This is a genomic window from Methylobacterium sp. J-118 (genome assembly GCF_057836565.1).
Genome location: NZ_JBYQFA010000001.1, coordinates 1,507,941 through 1,520,634, shown reverse-complemented (window position 1 = coordinate 1,520,634; position 12,694 = coordinate 1,507,941). Strand labels below are relative to the sequence as shown.

The 12,694-nt window shown below is 56.7% G+C and carries 9 protein-coding genes; 6 read left to right on the top strand and 3 right to left on the bottom strand.

Annotated features, from left to right (window positions below; translation table 11 throughout):
- Positions 1-96: 96 nt before the first annotated feature.
- The 3 genes from AC3IF3_RS07350 to AC3IF3_RS07340 form a co-directional block, all read right to left on the bottom strand.
- On the bottom strand, positions 97-399 hold the full coding sequence (locus AC3IF3_RS07350; RefSeq protein ID WP_489214888.1) for a hypothetical protein: 303 nt from the start codon (positions 397-399) through the stop codon (positions 97-99).
- 42 nt (positions 400-441) lie between these two features.
- A complete protein-coding gene (locus tag AC3IF3_RS07345) occupies positions 442-1,311 on the bottom strand; it encodes a glycosyltransferase family 8 protein (RefSeq protein WP_489228023.1) in 870 nt (289 codons plus the stop codon).
- 614 nt (positions 1,312-1,925) lie between these two features.
- Positions 1,926-3,605, bottom strand: coding sequence for a GumC family protein (locus tag AC3IF3_RS07340; RefSeq protein WP_489228022.1), 1,680 nt, complete (start codon positions 3,603-3,605; stop codon positions 1,926-1,928).
- Between the two features lie 939 nt (positions 3,606-4,544).
- Between AC3IF3_RS07340 and AC3IF3_RS07335 the strand changes: the two genes are divergently transcribed.
- The 6 genes from AC3IF3_RS07335 to AC3IF3_RS07310 all read left to right on the top strand — a co-directional run bounded on the left by AC3IF3_RS07335 (position 4,545) and on the right by AC3IF3_RS07310 (position 12,231).
- Positions 4,545-5,336 carry a sugar transferase gene (locus AC3IF3_RS07335; RefSeq protein ID WP_489228021.1) on the top strand — a complete coding sequence of 264 codons (792 nt, stop codon included), beginning with the start codon at positions 4,545-4,547 and terminating at the stop codon, positions 5,334-5,336.
- An 88-nt stretch (positions 5,337-5,424) separates the two neighbouring features.
- Complete coding sequence (locus tag AC3IF3_RS07330) at positions 5,425-5,655, top strand: hypothetical protein (protein WP_243965135.1); 231 nt, start codon at positions 5,425-5,427, stop codon at positions 5,653-5,655.
- 108 nt (positions 5,656-5,763) lie between these two features.
- On the top strand, positions 5,764-5,949 hold the full coding sequence (locus AC3IF3_RS07325) for a hypothetical protein (RefSeq protein WP_243965133.1): 186 nt from the start codon (positions 5,764-5,766) through the stop codon (positions 5,947-5,949).
- A 1,479-nt stretch (positions 5,950-7,428) separates the two neighbouring features.
- A complete protein-coding gene (locus AC3IF3_RS07320; RefSeq protein ID WP_489228021.1) occupies positions 7,429-8,220 on the top strand; it encodes a sugar transferase in 792 nt (263 codons plus the stop codon).
- 925 nt (positions 8,221-9,145) lie between these two features.
- The gene (locus AC3IF3_RS07315; RefSeq protein WP_489228020.1) at positions 9,146-10,768 is read left to right on the top strand and encodes a hypothetical protein; all 1,623 of its coding nucleotides are present in this window, start codon (positions 9,146-9,148) and stop codon (positions 10,766-10,768) included.
- Between the two features lie 623 nt (positions 10,769-11,391).
- Complete coding sequence (locus tag AC3IF3_RS07310; protein ID WP_243973216.1) at positions 11,392-12,231, top strand: glycosyltransferase family 2 protein; 840 nt, start codon at positions 11,392-11,394, stop codon at positions 12,229-12,231.
- The last annotated feature ends 463 nt before the right edge of the window (positions 12,232-12,694 follow it).

The following is a 12,694-nucleotide window of genomic DNA, read 5'->3' as shown; positions in this document are numbered from 1 at the left end:
CGATCGATCCCGAGCAGTGGGCCAGACCACCGTTAGGCAGGGTTCCGCCCGTCTCCAACGAACTTCTCATCCGAGACGAACCGGCGTCCCATACGCTCAATTGCGGCACCGCACGGCACCGACAGTTGTCACGGAAGTGCCGCTTCCGAGATTGAGCGTCACCGAAATCGCGCGCCCACCTTTGGTCCACGCGCCGATATTCTGGGTCGTCGTGAAAGTCTGACGCCAGCCCTTCGATCTTAGCTTGGCGGCAGCCGTGTCGTAATCGATGCCGGATTTTATCCTGAGGCCACCGATCAGGTCGGCGCAACTCGGCTCGTCATCCTTGGCAAAAGCGCGCGAGATCGACAAGACGGTGACGACGAGGAGCAGCGTCGCCCTGGCATATCGTGCAGCCATATCCCTGAACTCGCTCTTAGAACACATGGACAACATGTCGGCTCAGGTCCGAACGAGCGATCGAAATTTTCTGGTCACGCGCCGCCACTGAAAATCCGGGAATTTTGATCGCCAGGGTGAATGCCGTTTCTCGGCAGCATAGGGCTTACCCTTCAGCGGGTTGGTCAAGTGATAACCGAGGTGCCAGGGCTTGAAACCGCCGACGTAGTGTAGGATCGCGGCATGGTCGCGCAAATGACCCTCGTCCTCCCGTCGCGGATGATCGATCATCATGTTCCATTTTTCGGGCACCTCAGTCAGGCGCGCGCTAAGAACCGCATTCAACGTGTCTTGATCGGCATGCTTGATGTCGGGCCGCGACGATACGAAGTCACAGAGCCGCGCTTCGGTATTTTCCGCGCGCCAGGCGTCAACATTTATGAGCAGAACACCAGAATTGAAGTAGATTTGATCTGGGGACAAGCCCAAGGACGATTTTAGATTTGTGTCGGGGTCCAGCCACGGGTCTCGGACGGCGCCGAGCACGTCGACATCAGCCCCCAGCTCCCACAATTCCGTTAAATCCCGCCTGCAAACCACATCACAGTCCAGGTAAATGATCCGATGCACTGACGTAGGCAGTAGGTCGGCAAACAGTAGTCGCGAATAGGCCGCCCTGCTCAGATGATTCGCCATACGCAATGCTTTGGGAAGATTCGTGAGCTTCGATGAAATTTCGTAGCTTGAAAAATCATTCCCGTGCTCGCGAGCGATCGTTCGGCATTTTACGATATCGCTTGGATGAACTCCGTCTGAAAGAAGATGGAAATGGATCTTCGCGTCTCGCGTTACCGACATCGCGGATTGCATGACGATGCCGGCATAGGAGCCGTAGTTCCGATCGGCCGCACACATCACGTTGATCGGGGTCATGTGTGGTGCCGGGACTGATATGGGCACTGGCCTTAATCTCTCGCAAGCTGACAAATGGAAAGCTGAACATAGCTAGTGCACCGGAGGAAAAAGTCCACTCCGATTATAGATAAAAGGATGTCGGAAAGCCATTAGTACGGCAAAATCACGAATTAGTGGGTATAATAATAGATCAGTATTGCGAACCGCATTGTTTCTATAGCCTGTGTCGTCTTTCTATTTGTCAACAATCCGGAACTCAAAGATTTTCAATAAAGTCGTTTCTATTGATTTGATCGGATAACAGCTTTCCAGATTTATTGCTGCCAAAGATCAATCTCGATGCTTTTTAGATGTAGCACACCTCCTATCGGCGAGCCGGAGCCGTAAGACTCTATTGCTGCCCCAGGAGCGCCTTAGGCAGGCCATATAATCGATGCTGCTGCGGAGCATGGATCGTGAAGACGTTAAGTCGTCCGGAGGCCGTTGATCTGATTCTGACCGGCACTGCGAACATCGTGCCGATGCCCGCAAAACCTCATCCCGAAGGCGTAACCGGCACTCAGAGGGCGCCGGGGCACGTGTGCAGGAAAGCGGCTCTGCCAGCTTTGAGGCGGCAGGTCTCGCTTGGTGGCTTAGGCTTTCGACTCGTCTAAGACGACGCCGAGCAGGAGTGTCCCGCTCGCCCGGATGAATTCTGCCGCTTCAGCGACACTCTCTTTGGGCGATTTGCCAAGATGCGCGACCAAGATGACCGCGTCCGTATGCGCCAGCAACGACAGCGACGGTGGCATCACTGCAAGGCTGGGAAGACACACGATGATGTTGTCGTATACCCCAGCCACGGACGAGAAAATAAGCTTCTCAGACATGGTGCCGAAGGTCGAACCTGCATCGATGGGCGTTTCCAATTGAATAATCGACAGGTTCGAAGATACCTGCACGATTCGACTCCGATCATCGACCGCTTCGTCGTGCTCGGCTTGAACCGGCGGGTTGAAGCCTGATGCATAGGCGAGGGCCGACAGGGGATTCGCTCTGGACAGGCTCGCATCGACGATCAATGTTTTCTTACCCGACAGAGCTAGGGCATTCGCTAACTGTTTCGTGAGGACCGCGGAAGCATCCCCCTCTGAAACAGCGAGAATACCGATATTGCGACATGAACTTTGCAGATGCGCGCTTTCGATCGCAACCATGACCCTGTTCAGGAAGAACTTTGTTCGCGTCTCGATTTTCTGGTGCGCCTTATTCCGGAGCGCACGCCTTGCCCCCTTGGCGAGGTTTGCTTTTCCAAAGCAGAGGCAATTCAGTTCGTCCTCCACCTGAGACGGCGATCGTACCGAGGTGTCCAGCGAGTCGAGAAGGGCAGCAACACTGATACCGAACAACGCGCCGCCGAGCAGGGCGACGGCGACGACAAGCTTCGGATTGGGGAAGATGCGTGCTAATTCGGGGCTCGCAGAAGACACGATATTCGCATCGGCGACGAGAAACGAGGTCGATTGGACATTCTCGGTCAGCTTTTCCAGCGCAGACTCATACATCTTTCTGTACGTGGTCGTTGCACTGTCGAGCTGCGAGAGCGTGACCTCGGCATCCAATTGCCCAGTGGCTTGTGATTGGCCGCTGACGCCAGTTCTGAAATCTTGGGCGTCGTGCGCAGCCTTGTGCAACTGCGTTTGCAGCTGTTGCACCCGGTGCTCCAACCACTCGCGTGAGCGGGTTGCGTCTTCGACCTTCCTCGCGAGCTGATTTTTGATATACGCTTCGCACAGTGCATTCACGATTTTCGATGCTTTGCTCGAGCTCTGCGAGCGGAACGAAACTTGGATGATGTATGATTGGGAAACGCGTTTCACATCCAAGCGGCTGGCAAAACGGCCGACGACCCCGTAAAGCTGCTTGTTGCTGGCAGATGTTGCGTCGGCTCGGTTAGGCAACGCCAGTTCGTCGTCGGAATCGAGTTTCAGGTCCTGAACGACCGGCAGAATCGTGCTGTACGACCGCATGATCTCGATCTGGCTCTCAACCTGGGAGTTGTTGAGCGTGAGATCGATGAGGCCCGAATCCTGTTTCAGGAGCTGCTGCGGCTGTGGCGGGTTGATAAGTATCTGCGCAGACGCCACAAAGTCCGGCGGCGAGAGATGCACGTATATAAATGCTAGAACCGCGAAAAGAATGGCGCTTCCGCCAATAACGCGCGCCCATTTCAGCAGAAAGTCAAATAAATCTTCCAAGCCAGTATGCCGTCGATCGCGGCTTCTGCTCTCCTGTAGCGGATCGGGTTTGAAGATTTGTGTCTTGTCTAGCATCCGACTCGGTCCAGTGAGCGATTAAAGCAAATCGTGCGAGCACTCATATTTCTAGTATCGGATCTTCACGATTTATCGGCCACAGATCATCGTGAAGGCACATGTTCCCGAAACAGCAAGGTCACCAGCGGATCGGATTTTTGGATTAATATTGACGCATTGCTATAAAGATTTTGTTGCAAAAGTTAGTATAGCCAATTTTATGGTGCATAGCAACCACGGCGGTCTTTGGGGGCGGTTCGCGCTGTCGGTCGCTGACATCGGCGGTTGCGGAGGTGGCGTGGTCCGCCCGGTTCGCGATCCTATTGAATACGCCGGCGCTGTATCGGTCCCCGCGCCGCAGCGCCTAACCAGGTGCGTCCGCTTTTGGGGTTGTGCTCGGCCGTGAGTCATCGGTGGCGATTGGTATGCGATGCATCGAGTCCATGGGTCTCGGAGGCGACGCGGTGGCGTCAACTCGGCAAATCGCGCCGCCTTTGTGACGGGCTATCTCGCATCTGCTCACACGTCCACGGCGCAACGACATCATAGCGTCGGCGTCGTTCTCGATGCTTGTGTAAGATGACGTTCATCCAGCTAGCCATCGATCGTGAATTAAACCCGGACTGTATTTTCTAAAAAATAATCAAATCCCCATGCCCCAAGAGCTCTGGGGTCGGGATAGATGCTTCTTGCGATAGTAATTTTTCCAAAATGTCCGACGCATGCGAATAAAACCGATCCATCTACGTAGTTTCTGCCGCGCCGTGTATTTGACTTGCCGGTCCTGTGTCCGCGATTGTCTTGGGCTGATGGCCTCACTTTTGGCCCTTCTTGACCTCAATTCTAAGGTCAAAAGCTTTGACGACCTGCTTGTCAAAACAAGTTTTGGTCGCTACAAACCGCCTTAATAACCAATCATTAACGTTCGCCATTGGGCTCGCCAAAGGAGCTGAGACCATGCTGACTCGTGCCGAGCCTGCCGCGTCCGCCGACTTTGTTGCGGCGCACGGTCTGGTTGAGATGACGGAGGTCGCCGAGCACGTGACCGGCCATCTGGTCGGGCAGGTGAGCGGGGCCGCCGAGGCCGTGAGCGTCACGGTGCTTCCGGCGACGCCGTTCGTGGCCCGCGGCCTGCGCCTGAACTGGGCGGCCAAGCGCGCGCTGGACGTGGGCGTGGCCGCCACCGCGCTGTTCCTGCTGCTGCCGCTTCTCCTGCTCATCGCCGGCCTTGTCTGGGCCGGGGACGGGCGCGCGCCGATCTTCCGCCACATGCGTCTGGGCCGGGACGGGCGCGGCTTCGGCTGCCTGAAGTTCCGCTCGATGGTCACCGACGGCGAGGCGGTGCTGGCCGCCCATCTGGCGACCGACCCGCAGGCGCGGGCCGAGTGGGCCGAGACCCACAAGCTCACCAACGATCCGCGGATCACGCCGATCGGTCAGGTGCTGCGCAAGACCTCTCTGGACGAGCTGCCGCAGCTTTGGAACGTGCTCCGCGGCGAGATGAGCCTGGTCGGTCCGCGCCCGATCGTGCCGGCCGAGGTCGCCCGCTACGGCCGGGCGTTTCCGACCTGCTTTGCCGTCCCGCCCGGGGTGACAGGGCTGTGGCAGGTGTCGGGGCGTTCGGACACGAGCTACGCTGAGCGCGTGGCGCTCGACCTGGACTACGCCAGCCGCTGGAGCCTGCGCCGGGACCTGGCGATCATGCTGCGTACCGTCCCGGCGGTGCTGGCCCAGCGCGGCAGCCGCTGAGGCACGCGCGCCGGGGAATCAGCCGCAATGGCGCGGGGGGCGGGATCGGTTTACCACCTGACCCGGGCTTGGACGGGGACGGGCTGCGATGAAGGGTCTGCTGCTGAACGCGCTGCTCGGGCTGGGTCTGGGGCGGTTCGGCTCGGTGTGGTGGCTCCTTGCGTTTCTGCCGGTGGTGGCCACCGAACTGGCCTACGGTGTGTACGTCCATCATCTCAGCGCCGGTGGTGGCATGCGCCGCGGCCTAACCCTGCTCGTTTGCGGTCAGCTCGGCTTCCTGCTCGGCGCCCTCATGAGACCCATGCGCGGCGAAACATGAATCCCACCGGGCTCGCTCATCACATTCACCGATCTAGAAGGCGGTCCGGCTTTCGCGAGCTGTCAGGACAGGTCATTGCGTCTCAACCTGTGTGCGAGGGTTGGGGCCATGGATTCGTCTCAAAACGGTAAGGACAGTTTGAAGCTGTCGGGTCGTCGACGCAGTCTGGGCCAGCGATTGTTCGCGCGCTACGGCACCGTCGCGATCTTGATCACCGTGCTGCTCGTGGTCGTGGCCTGGACAGGCTTCCTAGGTTGGATCCTGGTGTTGCTGTTCCAACGGCTCACCAGCTAGAGCGCTCTCCACCGACGTGGGCATCGGTTCGGCGCAAGAGCGCGCGTCACAACAAAGGTTTAGAGCGGTTTGCGATTGCAACGCGCTCGGAAACCGCTCCAGAGGCGGCGCGTCGCATTCGTCCTGCGGTGTTACGGGCGCCGTTTAGAGCCCGTGCCGATGCCTGCGGCCCGAATTATAGGAAGGTCGGCCAAAGGCCGCTGAGGGCGCATTCCAAGCTCTCACTGGGATGTCTCAGACAGCCACGTTTCAAAGCCGGACGCGCGAACGGGATTGGTCTGGCTCCGCCGATCCGAGCAGATGGGCGCCGGCATTGCCATGGATCATCGTGATCGCACCGACGCGGAGAGCGAGATGCATTCATCCTGACCCTCGCTCCCGGGACGTTCGACGTTACCTTCCACGGCGTCATGCCAGGTCTCCTAGATCTCGGAGGTTTGGAGGACGGCCGTCGTCGTGCCGTCGGGTGCACTCGCCGGATCAGTCGGGCTCGTCCAGGTTCGGTATTAGGCTGGGGAAAACGTGGATCAGGCCTGCGACTGACGCAGGCTCCAATCCGGTGCGAGCGCGTCTCAGACCTCCCTGCATCCCAGCCGGCGAAGCGGCGTTCGCATGACCGATGCAGACCCGGGTTTCGGAGCGCGCGCCCCGAACTGGAGCATCGTCCCGAAAGGCGGTCTCCGGCTCTCGGAAAAAGACGATGCACAATCAAGAACCTACAGCATCGTGCCGGTTCCGGTATTTGGCGCGATGCTGTGGTCCGACCAGGACGCGGGATCGTCCAGGTGCACCCTTCGAAACAGGGATTGCTGATGTGGCTGTTTTGGCGATCGACCGGCCCGATGCGACGCAGAATGCCTGAGAAAACGGACCGGCTCGCGATCCCAGCCGATGGCGAGGGTGATGGCTTGCCGAAGCGGGCCGAGCATCCCGAAGGTCGCGCCGACAGTGTTTTCCGCGCCCTTCCCGTTGGATGTCCAGGCAGGCTGAGCCGCGGGATCTGACGTCTCGCCCCGTGCCGACCGGTTTTCACGCCGCGCGCGCCGATGGCGTGCCGTTTCGCAGACCGTGTTGCACGGTCGCGCGGCGTTGCAACGGTTTTGGCCCTTCGACCGTTTGGGGTTTGTCGCGGTGCAATAGCGATCGCATCGTACGCACCCGGCCGGCTTCGGCCACCCATGTGATGCGTTCAGGACCCTGCGCGACGCGAGGCTTCGCCGAGTCGTCAAATCCCGGCTGCGCTGATCAGACAGCCGGATAACTAATACGAATCAGTAGAAACTACCGGGCGGGTTTCCGTATCGGTGGCATCAGCGTGTCCGAATCAAGCCTAATGGATGTCTGCCGCCCTAGCGAAACCTGCTCTAATCTATGATTTTTCCCAAAATCGGGGTTGCCGACCCGGAAATATCAGATTATGAGCGGCGCAATAACCAATCATTAACGTTCGCCATTGGGCTCGCCAAAGGAGCTGAGACCATGCTGACTCGTGCCGAGCCTGCCGCGTCCGCCGACTTTGTTGCGGCGCACGGTCTGGTTGAGATGACGGAGGTCGCCGAGCACGTGACCGGCCATCTGGTCGGGCAGGTGAGCGGGGCCGCCGAGGCCGTGAGCGTCACGGTGCTTCCGGCGACGCCGTTCGTGGCCCGCGGCCTGCGCCTGAACTGGGCGGCCAAGCGCGCGCTGGACGTGGGCGTGGCCGCCACCGCGCTGTTCCTGCTGCTGCCGCTTCTCCTGCTCATCGCCGGCCTTGTCTGGGCCGGGGACGGGCGCGCGCCGATCTTCCGCCACATGCGTCTGGGCCGGGACGGGCGCGGCTTCGGCTGCCTGAAGTTCCGCTCGATGGTCACCGACGGCGAGGCGGTGCTGGCCGCCCATCTGGCGACCGACCCGCAGGCGCGGGCCGAGTGGGCCGAGACCCACAAGCTCACCAACGATCCGCGGATCACGCCGATCGGTCAGGTGCTGCGCAAGACCTCTCTGGACGAGCTGCCGCAGCTTTGGAACGTGCTCCGCGGCGAGATGAGCCTGGTCGGTCCGCGCCCGATCGTGCCGGCCGAGGTCGCCCGCTACGGCCGGGCGTTTCCGACCTGCTTTGCCGTCCCGCCCGGGGTGACAGGGCTGTGGCAGGTGTCGGGGCGTTCGGACACGAGCTACGCTGAGCGCGTGGCGCTCGACCTGGACTACGCCAGCCGCTGGAGCCTGCGCCGGGACCTGGCGATCATGCTGCGTACCGTCCCGGCGGTGCTGGCCCAGCGCGGCAGCCGCTGAGGCACGCGCGCCGCGGTTCGATGTGAATGACTCCTGGCGTTCCTAACCGGGAGGCCGATCGATCAGCGCGTCAGGAACTGACATCGATCGCGGCCGGTGGATCGGGGTCGGTCGGCAAACGGGTACCATTCCGGATTAGGTGCCGCCGTTGCTCCATTCATACAGCTGCACCATCCGGCGGTTGATGGATCACTCCGTACGGGCAGGATGCGCTGAAGGAGTGCGTGTCGCATCTCCAACGAAGCCGATGTCTACGCCCCCATTTGGGGTGTAAGATCGTACTTTGGATGGGGGTCTTCAAACGCGGCCGCGAGAACGACATTCTCGGACCACATCGACGATATTTCCTGTTTGGCAGTCGTTCGCTTTATTCAAAGAATACACCCTCGACGCGGTCACCATAGTGCGTGACGCACAAGTGTCTTCTCGTAATGGCAATTCGTCGCTCAAAATGGGTCCGGTGAAGCACGATACGACCTCGTGCGCGGCTGGTCAGTTGAGGGAGTGCTCTCGATCGTTATTTGCAGTCCCTGGCAGCACACAGTTCCTGCATTGTCTAGAAGCGCCTTCTTCCGAACAGTGCAGATAAATCGGCCGGGCCCTTAGCGCCGACTGATCGAGCGCGTCAAAGTCTCCACCTTTCGTTTGCTTCTGATCGAAGCATCGGCTTGCTTTTATCCTTCGCCTCATTCTTCAAAGGCTTATTCGCCTGAGCCATCGACGTCCGAAGCAGAACACTTTATTGTAGTACGACGGCAAATGGTACGAACCTTGCTGATAGCCGTAGGGTAAAACGGACTCCAACATAATCCCAAGCAGTCGGTATTGAGTGTTCACATCAAGGGCTTTGCGCTCATGAACCGAAGCGCCCACATGTGAACGCAGGCAGAAGGATCAGAGACTTGCCCGTCCGGAAGATCTATAAATGACGATTAAACGATTGGCCATGAGGCTATCGAATTTACAGATCTGGCTGCAAGATGACAGCCAAGAGCGGCCTTTTCGGCTTATCACTGTACAGAATGGCTTAATATTCTTCCTTATTGTAAGTCTGACGATATGGGCCGCTTGGCAGCGCGGCCCATGGCTGGATGAATTCTGGACGCTATGGCTTTCAAAACACGATCTACCCTTGGCGGAAACGGTGAGAGATCGCTGGCTGATTGACGTTCACCCACCTCTTTTTGTCGCCTTGAATTGGCTCGCCCAGCCGCTGATTGGTGACTCGGTATTAACCCGTCGCCTCGTAAATCTAATTCCACTATGTATAACCGCCTTGTTCGTCATTGCAATTTGCAGAAAATACCCTCGGAGCAAAAATTTCACGACCGTTTTCACGTTTTTGGCGATTACATCACCAGTCGTCGCATACAGCATAACCGAGATTAGATCGTATTTCACCCAAATATGCTGCGTAATAAGTCTGATCGTCTGTTTGCATTCTATTTTGATGATGGAGAAAGTCGGACGGATACGGGATCACCGGGTTCTTGCTATTTCGGTGTGCATTCTAATACTCCTTTGCCTAAATATACATTACGTTACGGCGGTCGTGGCAACGAGCATTGTGGCGACGGCAGGCCTCGGTATGTTGGTCCGGCGGCAAAGAAATTGGTTTCAACTCCTATTAACGGCAGGTGTTTTTGCGTCTGCGCCACTCCTCGTTTGGTTCATCGCACAGAATTCGTTTCTCGAACGGATATCAGGAACATTCTGGCTGATCGTTAGTCTTCCTACCGCTGTTAAAATACTGATTGGGTTAATTGGTAAAAGTTTTTGCTTCAACCTTGTCGTTATCGTAATCTTGATCATGTCTACATCGAAGTATTTTAGTATTCGCGGACATAAAAGATCCTCACTTAGCCGCAACGAAATCGGATTTGGTCATTTCGGTGCAAACGCCGATCGTAAAATATTTATTATTGCGATGATATCCGGGCTTGCCCTTGCTTCACTGATCCTGTTGCTCATAAACGTCTATCGCCCCCAGATATTTGTTGCACGTTATCTGTCGTCCATTGCCGTTACGACTGTCGCGATCGTCGCCGCCGTTATTGCAGATACCGTTTGCCGCCACCGCCGGATATTTAATATTTTTTTGCTGAACGGAGCGCTGGTTTATAGTATTACTGTAATTTCACACGGCCTCGACCAAGGTTGGGATGGTGCCGCATCCTTCATTCGATCGCAGTTCAATGAATGTGGCTCGTCCGAGATCTTAGCCGTCGAATACAAGGCTTCTTATTTTGTCCCGAACTTAGACCGAGTCATTGATTGGGCCTACCAACAAGAAGCTCAACGCTTCGGTTTCCCGCTAAAAGTATTGCCGAGCGGATCGAAACTAGACCTATCACGCAGCGGACGCTGCCAATCCATGTTGTGGATTGATCACGTCATTTGGAGTGAATTGCCGGAACCCGCGACTGCGGGGGATATTGCCAAAAAAATCGATATTACAATTCCGCCGAGCTTCCTACGTCAGGCACGTCTCGTTTTCTCGGGTTCGGGTGTTGTTATTGTTATGGGCCCGTCCCCTGCCGATATGTAGGTCGCTCTCGTGCGTGCCGATCGGACACCGTTAGCAGCACAGACGCGACGGTCACACGTTACTCCCGTCGAGCCGGCTGCAATACCAGCTAGCCCCCGGTGTTTCGAGCCATCCAACGCCGATTGCGGCCGCAGCGAGCATCGCTCGCTCAGTCCCTTATGGTCTTGATCCGATGGGATATGCAGTCGTACGGACAGGACCATCGAGGACACGCCCATCGAGAACTTCAGCCTTTTCAAATCTGGATACCCCGAAGTCACATCTCGTGATTGCCGTCATGGTCTACAGCCCGACCGCGCATCTCGAGGCCAGGTGTCGCAAAACTCCGCTCTGATGCCTGGATTGGGGGCCTAGCGCAAAGACCTGGGCCGAGGATCTGGACCGGTCCGGGATCGACCCCAGCGTTCCCCCGAGGCATGCACCGGATGCCCTCTGCCGGCGAAACACTGGGCGTAAGAATGTCTTGATGCAAGAACACACAGCCTCGATCGCACCTTTTCTCAAAGCCGTCTAAGCAGTGCGCGATCCGGTTATCATCCGAGATGTTTTCTTGCATGGTTGCGAAACGTCGCCAAATCAACTAATCGATCTGGAAATCTTTAGCAGCTCTTCGGTTTAATTTGATGAACCACGTTAATTGTAGCGCCGACCTCCCGCTTGTATCGATCGTCATACCAACTTGGAAGCGCGTGCCGTTTCTTAAATTAACAGTCGAGGCGATCCGGGCACAAACGTACCAAAATTTTGAACTGATTGTCGTTGCTGACGGCCATCAACAAGATGCCCAAGATTGCATCCAGGCGCTGCAAGATTCTCGCGTCACATATGTGCCTTGCGAGTTTGCCGGGCGGCCATCGGTCGTGCGAAATTTTGGCATGCGGCGTGCGAGAGGTGAATTTATAGCGTTATGTGACGATGATGATCTGTGGCTGCCGGAAAAATTGATGACCCAGGTCGAGTTTATGGAACGACGCGGGATAGACTTTTGCTTCACGGCGGCGGGGGTGATCGACGCGGAGGGCAAGAAGATTGAACAGCCGTCGATTGGGTATCGCAAAAAGATATCGCTGTTTTGGTTTTTGATGTCGTTGGGCAACAATATCTACCCGTCGACAATTATGATCAGGCGCAAGCGGCTGGATGATATGAAATTATTTAACGAGTCGCCCAAGCTGCGCGAAGGCGAAGATTATGAATTTTTTGCGCGCTTTTTAAAAGTCGTTCCGGGCTATGGCATCGAAAAGGAGTTGGTGCTGTATCGCGGACACAGCGGCAGCATTCAAGAGCGAAGTGTGATGCGTTGGTTTAAGAATCAATGCAATCTTCAGAAGGCACTGTATCAAACGAAAAGCTTTCCGCGTTCCGTACTGCTGATCCGATTTCTGCGGGTTTATTATTGGACGCTGCGTATCGGTAGCATAGCTTTGTTTTCAAAGATCAAGAACAAGGTCCGGGCGGTATAAAATAAATTCCGTCGCGAAGATTTTTAATTCATTTTATTCGGGTATTCGCAAATTTGTCATTTGGTATAATTAAGTGCATGTCGCCCCTGATTTGGATGCAGGAGCAGAAGTGAAGCAGGCATTGGATGGAAGTTGCGGATTTGTCTCTAGAGGTCGGCGAAGTTTAGAACATCCTGCGTGGGTTCTCACGGTTTTAAATATTGACATCGGCACAGTTCTTTAAGGCAAAACTACTTTGAATTATGCCGAGGGGGGTGCAAATAGTCCTTTGATCTGGCAAGCAGGCGTTTACAAGGGCGATGACAAGGTATGTCAAAAAGAAATACCTTTGAATTCAGCTTTTGGCGGCCCATCGTCTTGGCGGGGACCTGCGACGCTGCAGGTGAATGGTCTCCGGCGCGCCTCTAATGGCTACGGTCGATAACCCGTTCGCCCATGATCGACCGTGGATACTAGCGCTGAT

Coding starts and splice junctions, on each gene's coding strand:
- AC3IF3_RS07350 (WP_489214888.1), bottom strand. CDS start 399: ATGGCTGCACGATATGCCAGGGCGACGCTGCTCCTCGTCGTCACCGTC.
- AC3IF3_RS07345 (WP_489228023.1), bottom strand. CDS start 1,311: ATGACCCCGATCAACGTGATGTGTGCGGCCGATCGGAACTACGGCTCC.
- AC3IF3_RS07340 (WP_489228022.1), bottom strand. CDS start 3,605: ATGCTAGACAAGACACAAATCTTCAAACCCGATCCGCTACAGGAGAGC.
- AC3IF3_RS07335 (WP_489228021.1), top strand. CDS start 4,545: ATGCTGACTCGTGCCGAGCCTGCCGCGTCCGCCGACTTTGTTGCGGCG.
- AC3IF3_RS07330 (WP_243965135.1), top strand. CDS start 5,425: ATGAAGGGTCTGCTGCTGAACGCGCTGCTCGGGCTGGGTCTGGGGCGG.
- AC3IF3_RS07325 (WP_243965133.1), top strand. CDS start 5,764: ATGGATTCGTCTCAAAACGGTAAGGACAGTTTGAAGCTGTCGGGTCGT.
- AC3IF3_RS07320 (WP_489228021.1), top strand. CDS start 7,429: ATGCTGACTCGTGCCGAGCCTGCCGCGTCCGCCGACTTTGTTGCGGCG.
- AC3IF3_RS07315 (WP_489228020.1), top strand. CDS start 9,146: ATGACGATTAAACGATTGGCCATGAGGCTATCGAATTTACAGATCTGG.
- AC3IF3_RS07310 (WP_243973216.1), top strand. CDS start 11,392: ATGAACCACGTTAATTGTAGCGCCGACCTCCCGCTTGTATCGATCGTC.